Origin of the sequence: Bifidobacterium pullorum DSM 20433, from assembly GCF_000771405.1 — a bacterium.
Classification (GTDB): Bacteria; Actinomycetota; Actinomycetes; order Actinomycetales; family Bifidobacteriaceae; genus Bifidobacterium; species Bifidobacterium pullorum.
The window spans coordinates 46535-62309 of sequence record NZ_JDUI01000009.1; the positions used below are offsets into that span (position 1 = coordinate 46535).

General features: G+C 65.3%; 15 protein-coding genes. 4 read left to right on the forward strand and 11 right to left on the reverse strand.

Annotation, left to right across the window (positions count from 1 at the left end):
* Positions 1–20: 20 nt before the first annotated feature.
* Positions 21–680, reverse strand: coding sequence for a dihydrofolate reductase (locus OU11_RS05495; RefSeq protein WP_033515087.1), 660 nt, complete (start codon positions 678–680; stop codon positions 21–23).
* 51 nt (positions 681–731) lie between these two features.
* On the reverse strand, positions 732–1604 hold the full coding sequence (locus OU11_RS05500; RefSeq protein WP_033515089.1) for a thymidylate synthase: 873 nt from the start codon (positions 1602–1604) through the stop codon (positions 732–734).
* Positions 1605–1759: 155 nt separating this feature from the next.
* Here OU11_RS05500 and OU11_RS05505 point away from each other — a divergent pair, with 155 nt between their 5' ends.
* The gene (locus OU11_RS05505) at positions 1760–2173 is read left to right on the forward strand and encodes an OsmC family protein (RefSeq protein ID WP_033515091.1); all 414 of its coding nucleotides are present in this window, start codon (positions 1760–1762) and stop codon (positions 2171–2173) included.
* A gap of 146 nt (positions 2174–2319) precedes the next feature.
* On the opposite strand, the gene OU11_RS05510 is transcribed toward OU11_RS05505, so the two are convergent.
* From OU11_RS05510 to OU11_RS05525, 4 genes are all read right to left on the reverse strand, one after another.
* Positions 2320–3360 (reverse strand): universal stress protein, encoded by a 1041-nt coding sequence (locus tag OU11_RS05510; RefSeq protein WP_033515227.1) that lies wholly within the window; start codon positions 3358–3360, stop codon positions 2320–2322.
* 154 nt (positions 3361–3514) lie between these two features.
* Positions 3515–4288 carry a C40 family peptidase gene (locus tag OU11_RS05515; RefSeq protein WP_033515093.1) on the reverse strand — a complete coding sequence of 258 codons (774 nt, stop codon included), beginning with the start codon at positions 4286–4288 and terminating at the stop codon, positions 3515–3517.
* Positions 4289–4422: 134 nt separating this feature from the next.
* A complete protein-coding gene (locus OU11_RS05520; RefSeq protein ID WP_052122713.1) occupies positions 4423–5241 on the reverse strand; it encodes a CHAP domain-containing protein in 819 nt (272 codons plus the stop codon).
* Positions 5242–5335: 94 nt separating this feature from the next.
* Positions 5336–6385 carry a CHAP domain-containing protein gene (locus OU11_RS05525; protein ID WP_033515095.1) on the reverse strand — a complete coding sequence of 350 codons (1050 nt, stop codon included), beginning with the start codon at positions 6383–6385 and terminating at the stop codon, positions 5336–5338.
* Positions 6386–6706: 321 nt separating this feature from the next.
* Between OU11_RS05525 and serC the strand changes: the two genes are divergently transcribed.
* On the forward strand, positions 6707–7846 hold the full coding sequence (gene serC / locus OU11_RS05530) for a phosphoserine transaminase (RefSeq protein ID WP_033515097.1): 1140 nt from the start codon (positions 6707–6709) through the stop codon (positions 7844–7846).
* 43 nt (positions 7847–7889) lie between these two features.
* Positions 7890–8144, forward strand: a complete 255-nt coding sequence (locus OU11_RS05535) for a hypothetical protein (protein WP_033515099.1) — start codon at positions 7890–7892, stop codon at positions 8142–8144.
* A gap of 6 nt (positions 8145–8150) precedes the next feature.
* On the opposite strand, the gene OU11_RS05540 is transcribed toward OU11_RS05535, so the two are convergent.
* The gene (locus tag OU11_RS05540; protein ID WP_033515101.1) at positions 8151–9428 is read right to left on the reverse strand and encodes a sensor histidine kinase; all 1278 of its coding nucleotides are present in this window, start codon (positions 9426–9428) and stop codon (positions 8151–8153) included.
* 163 nt (positions 9429–9591) lie between these two features.
* Here OU11_RS05540 and phoU point away from each other — a divergent pair, with 163 nt between their 5' ends.
* Positions 9592–10272 carry a phosphate signaling complex protein PhoU gene (gene phoU, locus OU11_RS05545; RefSeq protein WP_033515103.1) on the forward strand — a complete coding sequence of 227 codons (681 nt, stop codon included), beginning with the start codon at positions 9592–9594 and terminating at the stop codon, positions 10270–10272.
* Between the two features lie 529 nt (positions 10273–10801).
* On the opposite strand, the gene OU11_RS05550 is transcribed toward phoU, so the two are convergent.
* From OU11_RS05550 to lysS, 4 genes are all read right to left on the reverse strand, one after another.
* Positions 10802–11542 (reverse strand): phosphoglyceromutase, encoded by a 741-nt coding sequence (locus OU11_RS05550; RefSeq protein WP_033515105.1) that lies wholly within the window; start codon positions 11540–11542, stop codon positions 10802–10804.
* A 65-nt stretch (positions 11543–11607) separates the two neighbouring features.
* Positions 11608–12657 carry a hypothetical protein gene (locus OU11_RS05555; protein WP_033515107.1) on the reverse strand — a complete coding sequence of 350 codons (1050 nt, stop codon included), beginning with the start codon at positions 12655–12657 and terminating at the stop codon, positions 11608–11610.
* 77 nt (positions 12658–12734) lie between these two features.
* Positions 12735–13835: a 1,4-dihydroxy-2-naphthoate octaprenyltransferase gene (menA, locus tag OU11_RS05560; protein ID WP_081963477.1), complete on the reverse strand. Its 1101-nt coding sequence runs from the start codon at positions 13833–13835 to the stop codon at positions 12735–12737.
* 200 nt (positions 13836–14035) lie between these two features.
* Positions 14036–15721, reverse strand: coding sequence for a lysine--tRNA ligase (lysS, locus tag OU11_RS05565; protein ID WP_033515109.1), 1686 nt, complete (start codon positions 15719–15721; stop codon positions 14036–14038).
* Between the last annotated feature and the right edge of the window lie 54 nt (positions 15722–15775).

A 15775-nucleotide genomic window follows, 5' to 3' on the forward strand; every position in this document is an offset into this window, starting at 1 on the left:
TGAAAATCCTCCGTCAAGCGTCAGCGGGTTTTGCGATAGGTGACATACCGGAATCCGCGGATTCCGTCACCGGTTTTCGCGGGCATCAGCCACGGCGATTTCTCGGCCTCCTGCCACAGGCCGGATTCGACCAGCGCCTCCATGTCGGGCGCGTACGTATCCGCCTCCACATCGGCGCGAATCTGCGTCACGAACGCCTTATCGGCCTGCGGCAGCGCCTCGGTGAACAACTGGGCGCCGCCGATGATCCAGATTTCGCTGCGGTCCATGCCGTCGTCCGGAATCGCCTCCTGACGGGCCAGGTCGAGCGCGGCTTCGAGGTCGCCGACCACGATCGCGCCGGGGGCCGCATAGTTCGTGTTTCGGGAAACCACGATGTTGTCGCGGTTCGGCAACGGCCGGTACTTGGCGCTAAGCGATTCCCAGGTGCGCCGGCCCATGATGACCGGGTGGGAGATCGTCAGCTCCGTGAAATGTTTGAGGTCCTCGGGCAGGTGCCACGGCATGCCGCCGTTGACGCCGATTGCGCCGGCGTGACCTTCCTTGTCATGCGCCTCCGCCCAAATCAGGTTCACCGAGAACGTCTTGGGGAAATCATCGCCCCAATCCTCAGCTTCCTCAAGCCCGGCTGTCCCGGGCTCGGGTTCGTGATAGCCGCTGAGGCTACTATCGTGCTCCATTTCATTCACTCCTTGGGTAACGTGGAACTGGCACTTAGTGTATAGGGCGGCTCAGACCGCGACCGGTGCCTTGATAGCGGGGTGATGCTGGTAGTTCACGATCTCGAAATCGTCGTAGTCGTACTCGAAGAGCGAATCGGCCTTGCGGATGCGGATCTGCGGATAGGGGTACGGATCACGCCCCAGCTGTTCGAGCACCTGGTCGATGTGGTTGTCGTACACATGGCAATCGCCACCGGTCCACACGAACTCCCCCGGTTCCAGACCGGCCTGCTGCGCCATCATCAGCGTCAGCAGCGAATAGGAGGCGATGTTGAACGGCACTCCCAGGAACATGTCGCAGCTGCGCTGATACAGCTGGCAGGACAGCCTGCCGTCGGCGACATAGAACTGGAACAGGGCGTGGCACGGCGGCAGCGCCATCCGCTCCACCTCGGCCGGGTTCCAGGCGCTGACCACCATGCGGCGCGAATCCGGATTGGTGCGGATCAGGTCGAGCACGTTGCCGATCTGATCGATGGTGCGATTCGGATCCTCGGGTGTCGGGGCGGGCCAGCTGCGCCACTGCACGCCGTACACCGGGCCCAGGTCGCCGTTCTCGTCGGCCCATTCGTCCCAGATGTGCACGTTGTGCTCCTGCAGCCAACGCACGTTGCTCGACCCCTTGAGGAACCACAGCAACTCGTAGGCGATGCCCTTGAAGAACACGGTTTTGGTGGTCAGCAGGGGGAACGACTCGGACAGGTCGAAGCGCATCTGCTGCCCGAACAGCGAGATGGTGCCGGTACCGGTGCGGTCGGATTTCAGCGTGCCTTCGGTCAGGATCTTGCGGACCAGGTCCTCGTACGGCATCGGGATGTCCGTCTGCGGACGGGCGGGGATGCGGGTGCGGATGTCTGCGAGCTGTTCGGGTGTCAAAGCCATGCACCTCAGTCTAGCGGGACGCATGCCTGAACACGGGCCCGTCCGTCCACGGCGCAACCGACGGCGCTGCTGTTCGCGGACGGCTCACCATGGATGCGCGCCGATTCGGATACATTGGATATGTACCTGCGTACAACGACCAAGGAGGTTTAGGCATGGGCAAGCGACTGTGGGTGGAACGCAACAAGGATGGTTCCTGGGACGCGTTCAGCGAGGACGGCGCGCACATCAAGTTCGGCAAGGACAGGGGGCAGTTCACGCCGGGAGATCTGATGAAGATCGCCCTGGCCGGCTGCGCGGCGCTGTCCAGCCAGTTCGCCATCGAGCATACGCTCGGCGAGGGCAAGGGGGCGCGCATCGTGGTGGACGGCACCTACGACGGCGACGACAACTCCTATATCAATTTCAACGAGCAGCTTGTGGTGGATGCCACGGACGCCTCGCTGAGCGAGGAGGACGCCGAGAAGCTCAAGGAACGCATCAAGCGGCATATCGACAAGGGGTGCACCGTGTCACGCACCTATGTGCATGACACCCCGGTGCGCCTGGACGTGACCGTACGCCGCTGATCGGCGCCGCGCGGTGCCGATCGACAGCACCGTGGACACGGCGATGGGGGCTGGTTCCTGACGGACCAGCCCCCATCGCGCATCGACGGGATGTGTTCCCGTTTCGTACGGGTTCCCGGCGCCCCTCAGAGGGCGCCGGTGCCGGATCAATCCTTGTGCAACGGATCGATGGCGGATTCGATGTCGTGGGCCTGCTCCGCGCCGGCGGTCGGCACCGACACCTCCTCGACGCCGCTGATGTCGTCGATCGGCTTGGCCGGAACGTCGGCCGGGGAGCTGGGCACGGTATCCAGACGGCTTTCGGCCGCCTCCACGTACTTGCGGGGTACCACATACACCGGGTTGATGGCGTGCTGGATCAGTCCCTGGCTGGTCGAGCCGAACAGCAGACCGGTGAACCCGCCGCGCCCGCGGGAGCCGACCACGACCACGTCATGGTCGCGGCTGGCCGCCGTCAGTGCGTCGACGGCGGACCCGGGCACCACCGACTTGGTGATCCGCAGGTTGGGATGTCGTTCCAGAATCGGCGAGATCCGCACGTCCAGGTCTTCCTTGAACGAGTCCATCACGCCCTCGTCCCCCTCGACGCCCTGCATCTTCGGCACGGCGGAGATGACATCGAGCTCGGCGTCCCAGGTGGCGGCGAAATCGGCCGCGATCTCCAACGCCTTGATGCCCCACTTGGATTCGTCCGACCCCACGGCCACCTTGGTGATGGTGTTGTTCAGATGCATCGGGTTGCCGTCGTCGTCGGTGTAGGGCACCACCACGATCGGGCAGTAGGCGTATGCCGGCAGGCTGGAGCTCGTGGTGCCCAGCAGCCGCTCGGCCAGACCGCCCTTGCCGCGGTTGCCGATGACGATCAGGTTGTAGTTGCGCGACAGCTCCACGAATACGGAGGCGGGGTCGCCGGTGACGATCAGCGTGACGGCCTCGACGCCCTGTTCGTCGGCGATGGCCTTGGCCTTGGACAGGATCTCCTGCGCATCGCTGTGTGCCGCGTTGTCATCCCCCATCGCGGTGTAGGTGGCATCGAACGAAACCGCCGCATAGCTCGGCAGCGAATACGCGCAGACGATCTGCAGGGTCAGCCCGGCGTGCTTGGCATAGTTCGCGGCCCACCACGTGGCCTTATAGCTGGCGTGGGATCCATCCACGCCCACAAGAATGGCTTTGTCGTTGATCATGACGACCTCCTTGGTTGTCGGCGACGCCGCCATGCGCCGCCTTTAGCACTACCTTACCGCGTCATGCCGCGTTGCAGGCATATCTGCCCTGGGGAAACACCAAAGAAAAAAGGACGCGCCTTATGGCGCGTCCCTGACGATTCTGCCGGCCCTCTCAGACCACGCGACGGATGGCGTACCCGCCGGTGAACACCCAGGAGACGGGCGCGGTGTCGGTACCGGAGCTGGTGGTCATGGCGTTCATCACCATGCCGTTGCCGATGTAGATGGCGGCGTGGCCGGCGTTGGCGATGATATCGCCGGGCTGCGCCTCGGCCAGGCTGCCCACGGGGGAACCGACGCTCATCATCGCACCGGAGGTACGCGGCAGCGAAACGCCGAACTGGGCGAACACATACTGCACGAAGCCGGAGCAATCCCAGCCGGACGGCGAGGTGCCGCCGTACACGTACGGATAGCCCTTGAACTGCAGCGAGTACTGCGCGATCGCCGAACCGGTCGCGCTGCCGGCCGGCGCGGACACCGTCGACGTCTGGGCGGCGGAGGTGTCGGTCTCACTGGAGGAGGAGGTGACGGACTCACGATACGAGGAACGGCTCGCGGCGGCGGCCTGCTGCTGCGCGGCGGCGGCAGCGGCCTGCTGACGGGCCTGCTCGGCGGCCTCGGCCTCGATCTCGGCCGGGGACTTGGTCTGCGGGACATCAAGGCTCTCGATGCCGCCCCAGTCGGCACCGCCGTCCACCTCGGTGGAGGTGGATTCGGAGAGCAGATCCTTGCGAACGGTGGTCACCTTGGGGAAGGAACGGGTGGAGGTGGTCGCCTCGCTCTGATCGGCGTCCGCCGAGGCGAGGGGCACAACGGCGACGGACAGCAATCCGGCCGCAACGAAAGCGGTGGCAATCGAAACAGTCTTCTTTACGATACTCATCGTTGCCCGATTGTACTGAATCACGTGTACAAAAACCCTTCCGCAACAGCCCGATCAGCGAATACGGCAGCGGGCGCGTCCCTATTGGGGAACACGCCCGCATCCCATGACCGGCATCGATCAACGACGCCGAATCAGAAGTGAATGTACTGGTAGTTGCCGGTATCGGAGAACACACGGCTGGAGCAGAACCCGCCGGCGAATCCGGAGCCCATCTCGGAGACGCGCACGCTGCCGTCCGCATAGATCTCCTCGACGATCGCCACATGGCCGTACCCCCAGGAGGACCCCGCCTGGCCGCCCTGGAAGACCATGATGTCGCCCACCATGCGCGGCGTGCTGTCGACCCAGTAGCCCATGGCACTGGCGGAGGCGGCCCACTGCGCGCCGTTGCCGAAGAACGAACCCACGGGCAGACCCAGCTGGTGGCGGCGCTCATACGCCCACCAGGTGCAGTTGCCGCCGGCGTAACGGTTGCCGACATCCCCGATCTCATGGTTCGGGTTGAAGCCCGCGGGAGCGATGCTGTAGTCGAGGGAGGCGCCCCCGGCCAGACCGCTATCGGAGCTGGTGCGCACCTCGGAACGGCTGGCGGCTGCCGTGGACGACGACCTGGAGGCGGTGGCGGCGGCAGCGGCCTGCTGCTCGGCCTGGCGCTTGGCCTCCTCCTCGGCGCGCTTCTGCGCGGCTTCGGCGTCCTTCTCGGCCTGGGACTTGGTCTGGGGCACGTCAAGCGACTCGACCCCGCCCCAGTCGATGTCGTCCTCGACGGACACGGACGATGCCTCGGCGAACAGGTGTTCGCCGCCTTCGATCACGCCGGGGAACGACCGGACGGAGGTCACGGCATTGGACTGCTCACCGTACGCGGCGGCAGGCAACACGGCAAAACCCACAACGCCGACCATGCAGGCGACGGCGGCCGAAACACACGTCTTGGTAAAGCTCTTCATCGGAACTTCACGATACCATCACGTCCGCCCATGAACGGACGCCCACCTGCGCGGCTGGGCCGCGATACCGCACGACACGCCGTAAGGGTGGAAATCAGTAGTGGATGAACTGGAAATCGCCCGGGTTCGTATACGTGCGGGAGTAGGTCTTGCCGTTCATCACGGCGCCGCACTCGGAGGTGACGATCGAACCGTCGGGATTGATCTGCTCGACGATGGCCACATGGCCGTAGTAGGCGTCGGAACCGGCCTGGCCGGCGGCGAACACCATGATGTCGCCCACATGGCGGGGGGTGTTGTCCACCCAGTAGCCCAAGGCGCGGGCCGAGTTGGCCCACATGTTGCCGTTGCCCATGTAGGAGCCGACCGGCAGGCCGAGCTCGTGACGGCGCACGTACACCCACCAGGTGCACTGGCTGAACGAATAGGCGTTGCCGCTGTCGCCGGTGGCGTGGTTGGGGTTGAAACCCTCGGGCAGCGCGCCCTGATCCCGATCCATCAGCGTGGCGACCTGCGGATTGTTCGCCAGCGAACGCGACATCTGCTCCACATCGAGCTGGGAGGCGTCGCCGGTGGCGTGCCATTCGCCTTCGCTGGAAACCTGCACGGTATCGGCGAGAGGCTGCTCGTCCTGCGCGGCCTGATCCGGCTGCGGAGCGGCCTGGGACTCCTGGTCCTGCTGATCGCCCGACTGGGCCTCCGCCACAGCCTGGTTCACCTCGCTCAGCGGCGTACGGTCCTGCGAACGGGAGACCACGTCCGTGGTGATGCGCTTGAGCTGGGTGGTGGTTGTGGGGTCGGCATCGGCCAGGATGCTGCCTTCGATGTCCTCGGGGCCGGCCAGGGCCACGGCGGTGGCGGCGGTGCCCACGAGCGCCGCCAGCGATGCGGACGTAAGGATATGGGAGCGACGTTCGGCGGCGCGCGTCGCCTCACGCAACGCACGACGGGTCTGGGGGGCGACCTCGTTCAGTCGATCGATGACGGCCTGGTCGAGGCCGACCATGGCGCCATTGGACTGCGCCATCTGCACCGCGCGCACGGCCTTGGCGCTGTGGGCGCCGCTGGTCGCGGAAAACAGCGAACGGGAGGTACAAATGGACTGACGTGAGCTGTTGGCTGCCTTATGGGCTGCATGCCTCATATCTCAACTACTCCTTAGGCGAATTGCCGACGTCTCTTTTCGGTGCAGCGTCTTACGCCACGATTGACAACCGTACAACGCACCCCGCCCAAAATGGGACATCCGTCCCGCCAAACACCGCCGGAACGCGCCCGAGAACACCCCGGAACCGTTGCAATACCGCCGATGCACCGATTCTTCACATTCCCGCCGCCGGCAGTTCAGCATCGACCATCATTCCGGGCGTGTCACCCCGGCCGAGGAAACGGATACCTTCCCCGAACACGTCCATTTAACGGTCAGCTCCCGCTGCAATCCGCAACCGACGCTAGGCTGGGGTGCATGGCCAACATCGTTATCCCTCCATCCATGCTGCCCGAGGACGGACGCTTCGGCGCCGGCCCCAGCAAGATCCGCACCGAACAGGTCCAGGCGTTGGACGCCGGCGCGACCGACGTCCTGGGCACGTCGCACCGCCAATCGACCGTCAAGCAGATCGTCGGGGGGATCCGCGAGGGACTGGCCGAGTTTCTGCAGTTGCCCGACGACTATGAGATCGTGCTGGGCAACGGCGGCGCCACGGCGTTCTGGGACATCGCCTGCGCCTCGCTGATCACCCGCCGCGCCGCCTTCGGCGTCTACGGATCGTTCAGCGCGAAGTTCGCCGCATCCGCCACATCCGCACCGTTCCTCGAGGAACCGGTCATCTACCGGTCGGAACCGGGCACCTGCCGCCTGCCCGAGTATACGGAGTACGTCGACGCATACTGCTGGGCCCATAACGAGACCTCCACCGGCGTGGCCGCACCAGTGCGCCGCATCGACGGCAGCCGGGAGCAGGGGGCGCTGACGATCATCGACGCCACCAGCGCGGCGGGCGCGCTGCCCGTGGACATCGCGCAGACCGACGCCTATTACTTCTCCCCGCAGAAGGCGTTCGGGGCCGATGGCGGCATGTGGATCGCCGCGCTCTCCCCCGCCGCCATCGACCGCGCCTACGGCATCGAGCACAGCACCTCGCTGGAGGGGGTGCTGCGGTGGATTCCGCCGTTCCTGTCGCTGAAGTCCGCCATCGAGAACTCCCGCAAGGACCAGACGCTCAATACGCCCGCCATCGCCACGCTGATCATGCTCCACGAGCAAGTGCATTGGCTGAACAACAACGGCGGCATGGCCTGGGCGACCGCCCGCTGCGCCAAGTCCGCGTCCCTGCTCTACCAGTGGGCGGAACACTCCGACTATGCGCGGCCGTTCGTCGCCGATCCGGCGCTGCGGTCGAACGCCGTCGTCACCGTCGACATCGACGAGCGGATCAACGCCAAGCAGATCGTCACCACCCTGCGCGAAAACGGCATCCTCGACACCTCCGGATACCGCAAGCTGGGACGCAACCAGCTGCGGTTCGGCGTGTTCCCCTCCGTGGAGCCCGCCGACGTCGCCGCGCTGACCGCCTGCATCGACTACGTTGCGGAACGGCTGTGACGATCAACTACCCTTATCCGGTATACCGCGTTAGAGTAATGGCATGAAAATCGCTCCGATCATCGACCCCGGCGCACGCAAACCGGCGCCCAAACCCGTGCGCGTCGATTTGCGCAAGGCGTTCGTCATCGGCACGACGCTGTGGCTGCTGGCCACCATCGTCTGCCTGGTGCTACAGGCAGCGGGGCTGGTTTCGGTCAAGGTGACGCTGGTGTGCGGCATCGGCGTCGTCATCGGATTGATGATGCTCGTCTGGGAGCACTTCGACCGCTGGGACTACCGCCGACTGGGCGAATGACGCCGGCTAGCGCGCGACCGGCAACGACAGCGTGAACGTGCTGCCCTGACCCACGCGGCTCCACACCGACGCGGCGCCGTGGTGCGTCAGCGCCACGTGCTTGACGATGGCCAGCCCCAGTCCGATGCCGTCCGCAGTGCGCTCGTTCTGGTTGCTGCCGCGGTAGAACCGCTCGAATACATGCGCCTGCTCCCGCTGCGGGATGCCGCAGCCGCGGTCGATCACCCGGATCTCGACCTTGTCGCCGTCCTCGCTGGCTCGTACGGTCACGCTCACGGCACCGCCATCATCCGAATACGCCACGGCGTTATCCACCAATTTGGCGACGGCGGTGCGGATCTGATCCGCGTCCCCATGCACCTTCAGATCGACATCACCCGTAAGCGTCAGCTGAATAGACCGGTCCGCGGCGGTCGGGCCCGCCGCGGCGACGACCGCCGCCAACGGGTCACGCAGCGCGATGGCGTTCGCAGCGGACGGCGTGATGGGCTCCTGCGCCTTGATCAACAGCAGCAGATCCGACACCATGCGGTTCAGATGGCCGCAGGCCGCACGAACCTGTCGGGCGTCACGCTCGATGCGTTCCCGGCTGGAGTCGCCCTGTTCCAGGGAATCGGCGAGCGCCATCAGCGCCTCCGTGGGTTTCAGCAGCTGCTCGGAGACGTTCGTGATGAACGAATCGCGTGTCTGGGCGAACCGGATGACATCGCTCAGGTCCTCGACCATCACCACCACGAACCGCTCGCTGATGCGGCCCACTGTGACCTTCAGCCAATTCGGACGGCTCACCGATCGGCGGCGACGGCTCTCCTTGGCCTCGTCGCCCAGATTGTCGAACGCGTGCTCGTACTGCCAGGGGGTATGGGTCTCCACGTTGAACTGCACGCGGCCGCCACTCGAACGGACATGATGGATCTCATCCAGTACGCGTTCGTTGGCGATCGCGTCGTCGACGACCACGCCCAAGGTATAGGCCGCGGGGCTGGCGCGGACGACCTCGTCATCCTCATCCACCACGATCGACGACCCCGGGATCAGCGACAGCAGCAGCGCCGTGGAATCCTCCAGATCGTCCTGCGTCTGTTCCTCCGGCTGTCGGCGGCGGGGCAGGACGCGCTGCACCTCGGCCTCCAGCCTGCTCACCGGCGAAGCCCCGCCGAACAGCTTGGCCACCACCGGGCTGATGCGGTCCATCAGGAAGAATCCGACCAGTACGGCCACCGCGATGGCCACGATGCCGAACGCCACGAAGATGAGCACACTGGGGTCGTTGAATTGAGGCATAGGGTCATTCTCGCACAATCGGGCCAAAATGAATGACAGGTAAACCATCCGATGAATTTTCAGCCAACGGCGGGTGGCCATTGACTACGTTGCCGGTAAATCGGCCGTGCCGAATATTACACTGGATGAGGTTGTACAGCACTACCCATGAAAGGCATGAACAATGCGCGTTATTTTCGACGAGGAGCTCAAAGCCGTTGCCGATGACCTCGATCGCATGGTGCAGGATGTGCGCAAGGCGATCAACGGCGCGGGCAACGCGCTGCTGAACTCTGACCTTGAAGCCGCCCAGGCCGTCATCGACGGCGACATCGAGATCGATGCGCTCGAGTCGAGCGTCATCGACCAGTGCGTCAAGCTGCTGGCCAAGCAGAACCCCGTGGCCACCGATCTGCGCGTGGTCGTCTCCACGCTGCGTCTGGCCGCCACCTTCGAACGCATGGGCGATCTGGCCCGCCACATCGCGGAGACGGCCCGCCGCACCTATCCGCAGTCCCCGCTGACCGATGACGCCAAGGCGCTGTTCACCGAGATGCAGGAGTTCCTGACGATGACCGCCGACCGCATGGTCGCCATGCTGCAGGACCGCAACACCGCCATCGCCGAGCAGGTGATCGTGGACGATGACAAGCTCGACGCCCTGCATCAGAAGACCTTCGACCTGATGCTCTCCGACGAGTGGCAGGGCACCAAGCAGCAGCTCATCGATCTGGTGCTGTTGGGCCGCTACATGGAACGTCTCGGCGACCACGCCGTTTCGGCGGCCCGCCGCGTGGTGTTCATCGTCTCCGGTTTCGATCCGTCCAAGGAACCGTCCCGCGACGAGGACGGCAGCGTCTACTGATCGTCGGCGCTCCGCCGAACACGAGTCACAGCAAAACCGCCGGGTGCCCATCCACCCGGCGGTTTTCCATACCCGACACCCCACCCCAGCTACGTAGCCCGCACCGCATCCCCGCAACACGCCCACCCTCTGCGCAACACGCCCGCCCTCTGCGCAACACGCCCGGCCTCTGCGGACTGTGATGCATCGTGACTCTGACACATTCCACAAAACGTTGAAATATCAAGGTTTTGAACTTGCATCACAGTCACAAAAGTGTCAGAGTCCGCAGAGGCCGGGCGTGTTGTTAGGTCGGGGCCACGGCCGTGGAACGAAATGGCCACAGTTGCGGAGCGAAGCGACCAAGACTGTGGAGCGAAACGGCCACGGTTACGGGGCGAAACGGCCAAGACTGTAGAGCGAAACGGCCATGGTTGTGGAACGCGAGGGGTGGAGAGGAGCAAGATACAGCGACGGTGCTGCGATACGACATAGGGGTTGCACGAGATATCGTGCAACCCCTATATGAGAAGCGGTGAAGCCTAATGCATCACTTCTGGCCCTGGGCGGCGACGGCGGCGGCACCGGCGGCGGCGGCCTCCGGGTCCAGGTACTCGCCACGCGGCTTGATCGGCTTGAAGTTCTCATCCAGCTCGTACAGCAGCGGGATGGCGGTCGGGATGTTGACCTTGGCGATCTCCTCCTCCGACAGGCCGTCGAGCATCTTGACGATGGCACGCAGCGAGTTGCCGTGGGCGGCGATCAGGACGGTCTTGCCGGCCTTGAGCTCCGGGATGATCTCCGACTCCCAGTACGGGGTCACGCGCTCGACCACGTTGGCCAGGGCCTCGGTCTCCGGGACCGGGTCGCCGGCGTAACGCGGATCGTTGTTCTGGGCGTACTGGTCGTTCGGATCGATCTCCGGCGGCGGGGTGGCATAGGAGCGGCGCCAGATCATGAACTTCTCGTCGCCGTACTCCTCGCGGATCTCGGTCTTGTTCTTGCCCTGCAGAGCGCCGTAGTGACGCTCGTTGAGACGCCAGTTGCGCTTGACGGGGATCCACAGGCGATCGGCCTCGTCAAGGGCGATGTTGGCGGTGTTGATGGCACGACGCAGCAGCGAGGTGAAGACGATGTCCGGCAGGACGTTCTTCTCCTTGAGCAGCTGACCGCCGCGCTTGGCTTCCTCGACACCCTGCTCGGTCAGCGGGACGTCGACCCAGCCGGTGAACTGATTGGTTTTATTCCATGCGCTCTGTCCATGACGGAGCAGTACTAGTTTGTAAGTCATGCACCCAGTCTACGCGACAAACCCGACGATACGGCGCATCCCGGGCCGTATGCCGGAAACACCCCTCACGCCAGGGTGACGCCGATGACGAATGCCGACGCCGTGCACAGTCCGGTCAGGGCGTACAGGGTCCGCGCCAGCGCCCGTTTGCCGACATGGCAGGCCATCGCCGCGCACACGCCAAGAGGCAGCGCGACCACCGCCACAATCAGCCCCGCCGTCGACAACGCCGGAAGCAACCCGTCGGGCGAGCAGGACGCGATTCGCTGCCCCGACCCGTCCACCGAAAACTGCGGACACAGCCGCGTGCCCGTGCGCGTCGCCACGGTCGAGGATTCCTGCAACGACCTGATGGCGTTGTACGCCATCATCCATTGGATGATGAAGGCCACGACACCGCGCGCCGTGGAGATGCGCCGGTCCGTGGCGGCCAGTTCGCCGGAGGCGTCGACGTCGCCATCGGTCACGGTGGCGATCGCCCATGAACAGCACGCGGCCAGTACCGCCCCGACCACGCCGCCGCCGAACGTCACGTGAAAGCAGACCAGCGCGTGGGTAATCAGCGCGACGCCAAATCCCCAGACCGCCGCCAACATGTCATTCGCCGTGCGAGTCGCCAACGACAGCCCGATCCGGTCGCACACATGCCAGGTGGCCTGCAGCCACACCACAGCGAACGCCACGGCCCACACCAAAGGCAGCCACACCGCGCCTGTCAGCACCGCTAAAGCGATCCCCACCGCCAGGAACGCCGGCAGCGTCCAGAGCATCGCGTTCCGCGCCCGACGCGCCGAACGGGACATCACACCGCCGGCACGCACCCCACCGGCGACATCCAGCCGTACCGCCATCTCGCAATACACGGCGAACACCACGGCCAGCATCAGGCACAGCAGAGAGACGGTCGCGAACCACGGCAGCGGGGAGACGCACAAACCGGCGTCCCCTTGAGGATCGTCGACGCTGTGCCCGCCGATCACGGGACACATATAATGGTTCGCGGTCCCGCCCCAATTATCCAGATACAACGGCGCGAACGACGTGCCGGCACCGATCAGCACCGCGATGGCGGCTGATGCGGACAGCCAGGGCCACACCGAATGTGAATACCGCATGAGGTCTCCCTCCCCTTCCTCGACACCCCGATTATAGGACGGTTCCGCCGCGGTATTCCGCGCCACGGGGGGCATCGTCACAATACGGCCATGCCGACGTACCCCATCGCGCACACCAGCAGCGACAGGCTGGTCAACGGCAACGCGCGGGCATGGTCGCGGCCCAGGATCGCGCAACCATTCACCATCGCCAGTATCAGACTCACCGCCCCCGTCAGCCCGATCACCCATCCGCTGCCGTACGACACTGCCGCCGGATAATGCCCCACCTGTATGGCAAACATCGCCAATAACGCCAGCTCCAGCATCATCGACGGGCAAACGCCGACCCAATACGTCACCACCGTCAGAATACGTGCGCGACGCGCCCCCAGCCGCACCGCCAACGTACGTTTGCCGTGCACGCGGTCCGCATCGACATCGCGCAGATTGTTGACCATCAGCAACGCGCAGGACAGCAGACCGGCCTGCACCGCGCCCACCACCCCCATCGTGGTGACGGTTCCGCACAGCACGAACTGGGTCCCCAGCACCGCCACCAGACCGAAGAACACGAACACGAACAGCTCGCCCAGTCCCGCGTAGCCGTACGGGTGCCGGCCTCCGGTATAGCACCAGCCGGCCAGCAGACAGCACACGCCGACCGCGAGCAGCCACCAGTGGCCGGTGATGAGGATGACCGCCAGTCCGCACAGGCAGGCGAGGCCCGCCGCGATGCCGGCCGCCGCCAGTACCCGCTTCGGCGGCACGCCGGAGGCGACCAGACGCGCGGGTGCATGGATGGGGGTTGCCGCAACGCCGTCGCACCGGCCCGAGGGGACGACCGCTGTGGGCGGGATGCCGTGCGACTCGGACGATGTCGGCGATGCGGACAACGCCGCCCCGCGCCCTTCGTCCGTGCCGCGGACGCCGTCGGAGTAGTCGTTGGCAAAGTTGACGGCAATCTGCAGAAACAGGGCGACCAGCGCGCACAGGATCGCCAACGGCCAGAACCGCGATTCCAACATGGTTTGCGTGGCACGATTGATTGCGCAGGATTCCGGCGCGGGGTAGATTAGTGAGCATACGCCGAGCTGTCGGACGGAAGTCCATGCCGCGGCCGCGCCGATGACCACCGGCGCCACGCTGGCCGGCAGCGTCTGCGGCCGCATCCCCTTCAACCAGATCGCGATTCCCATACCGCTATGGTCTCGCAGAGGATGGATATCGTCGGCGTCGAGGCCACTGCAGCCATACGCACCCGCGGCGACGGATGCCGGCATGGAACGTAAGAGTCTGTCCGCGGCATGAGCCCGCGGCAACAACAAGACCTCCCCATCCGCATGAGACAGGGAGGCCTGAAGGATGACACGCGGCGCGGCCGCGATTCCCGCCGTTCCTACTGCAGATTGAGCGGCTTGACCAGCGGGAAGGTGATGGTCTCGCGGATCGTGGCGCCGGTCAGGGCGATGAGCAGACGGTCGATGCCCATGCCCATGCCGCCGGCCGGCGGCATGCCCACGCCCAAGGCCTCAAGGAAGTCCTCGTCGATATCCATCGCCTCGGCGTCGCCGGCGAGCGCGTCCTTGGCCTGGGCCACGAAGCGTTCGCGCTGCACGACCGGGTCGTTGAGCTCGGAGTAGCCGGTGGCCAGCTCGAAGCCACGCACGTACAGATCCCACTTCTCCACCACGCCGGGCTTGGTGCGGTGCGATTTGACCAGCGGCGAGGTCTCGACCGGGAAGTCGCGCACGAACACCGGCTCGTAGAGCTTGTCCTCGTAGAAGTGCTCCCACAGGTGCTCGACGAGCTTGCCGTGGTTCTCCACGTCATCGCGCTCCACGCCGAGCTTGTCGGCGATCGCGCCCAGATGCTCCACGCTGGTGCCGGGGGCGTCCGGACCGCCGTTCGGGATGATCTCCTCGCCCAGGGCCTCGGAGAGCGACTCGTACATGCTGATGGTCTTCCATTCGCCGCCGAAGTCGTATTCGGTGCCGTCCAGCAGCGTGACCTTCAGCGAGCCGAACACGTCCATCGCGGTCTGCTGCACAAGCTCCTTGGTCAGCTGGCCGATGGTGTCGTAGTTGCCGTAGGCCTGGTAGGCCTCCACCATCGTGAACTCGGGGGCGTGCGTGGCGTCGACGCCCTCGTTGCGGAAGTCGCGGTTGATCTCGAAGACGCGGTCGATGCCGCCGACCAGGCAGCGCTTCAGGAACAGCTCCGGGGCGATGCGCATGAACAGGTCGATGTCGAAGGCGTTCATGTGCGTGGTGAACGGACGGGCCGCGGCGCCGCCGTGCACGGTCTGCAGCATCGGGGTCTCGACCTCGATGAAGTCATGGTTGTCGAAGGTGCGACGCAGCGAGGCGACGGCCTTGGAACGGTTGCGCACCATGTTGCGGATGCGCTCGTCGGCGATCATGCCGAGGTACGGCTTGCGCGTACGCGTGTCGTCATTGAGCTCCTTGTGCAGGGCGGGCAGCGGCTGCAGCGCCTTGGCGGCGATGGCCCACTCGGAGGCGAACACGGACAGCTCCCCCGTCTTGGAGGCGATCACGCGGCCCTTGATGAACAGGTGGTCGCCCAGATCCACCAGCTGCTTGAACTGCTTCAACGAATCCGCACCGATCTCCTTCTTGGAGATCATGCCCTGGATGGTGGTGCCGTCGCCGGCGGACAGCTGCACGAAGCACAGGCCGCCCGCGTTGCGCAGGAACAGCACACGGCCGGCGATGCCGACCACGTCCTCGGTCTCCTGCCCTGCCTCGAGCTTGCCGTCGTAGGCGGCGCGCACCTGTTCGATGGTGTGGGTCACCCCCACCTCGACCGGGTACGGGTTGACGCCTTCCTTCAGCATCATCGCGCGCTTGGCCACGCGCATCTGCACCTGTTCGGGATGCGCCAGCGGACCGAACTCCTTGTTGCCCGGGTCCACGGCCTCGTCCAGGGTCGCCCCCTCATCCACGCGCGCGGCGATGGCCGCGTCCTGCGCCATCAGCATCTCGGCGCGCTCGATGGTGGTCATCGTGGGAACGGCGGCCTCTTCCTCGTTCTGATTCTCAACGTTTTCAGTCATCTCACACATAAGCCACCAGTGTACCGAGACGCCAATACACGCCGTAAGACACGCCGGTTGCAT

Bases quoted from the DNA above. Each gene is read 5' to 3' on its own strand.
- OU11_RS05500 (WP_033515089.1), bottom strand. From the start codon at position 1,604: ATGGCTTTGACACCCGAACAGCTCGCAGACATCCGCACCCGCATCCCC.
- OU11_RS05535 (WP_033515099.1), top strand. From the start codon at position 7,890: ATGAAAATCGCTCCGATCATCGACCCCGGCGCACGCAAACCGGCGCCC.
- menA (WP_081963477.1), bottom strand. From the start codon at position 13,835: ATGGGAATCGCGATCTGGTTGAAGGGGATGCGGCCGCAGACGCTGCCG.
- phoU (WP_033515103.1), top strand. From the start codon at position 9,592: ATGCGCGTTATTTTCGACGAGGAGCTCAAAGCCGTTGCCGATGACCTC.
- OU11_RS05505 (WP_033515091.1), top strand. From the start codon at position 1,760: ATGGGCAAGCGACTGTGGGTGGAACGCAACAAGGATGGTTCCTGGGAC.
- OU11_RS05555 (WP_033515107.1), bottom strand. From the start codon at position 12,657: ATGCGGTATTCACATTCGGTGTGGCCCTGGCTGTCCGCATCAGCCGCC.
- OU11_RS05495 (WP_033515087.1), bottom strand. From the start codon at position 680: ATGGAGCACGATAGTAGCCTCAGCGGCTATCACGAACCCGAGCCCGGG.
- lysS (WP_033515109.1), bottom strand. From the start codon at position 15,721: ATGTGTGAGATGACTGAAAACGTTGAGAATCAGAACGAGGAAGAGGCC.
- OU11_RS05550 (WP_033515105.1), bottom strand. From the start codon at position 11,542: ATGACTTACAAACTAGTACTGCTCCGTCATGGACAGAGCGCATGGAAT.
- serC (WP_033515097.1), top strand. From the start codon at position 6,707: ATGGCCAACATCGTTATCCCTCCATCCATGCTGCCCGAGGACGGACGC.
- OU11_RS05525 (WP_033515095.1), bottom strand. From the start codon at position 6,385: ATGAGGCATGCAGCCCATAAGGCAGCCAACAGCTCACGTCAGTCCATT.
- OU11_RS05510 (WP_033515227.1), bottom strand. From the start codon at position 3,360: ATGATCAACGACAAAGCCATTCTTGTGGGCGTGGATGGATCCCACGCC.
- OU11_RS05520 (WP_052122713.1), bottom strand. From the start codon at position 5,241: ATGAAGAGCTTTACCAAGACGTGTGTTTCGGCCGCCGTCGCCTGCATG.
- OU11_RS05515 (WP_033515093.1), bottom strand. From the start codon at position 4,288: ATGAGTATCGTAAAGAAGACTGTTTCGATTGCCACCGCTTTCGTTGCG.
- OU11_RS05540 (WP_033515101.1), bottom strand. From the start codon at position 9,428: ATGCCTCAATTCAACGACCCCAGTGTGCTCATCTTCGTGGCGTTCGGC.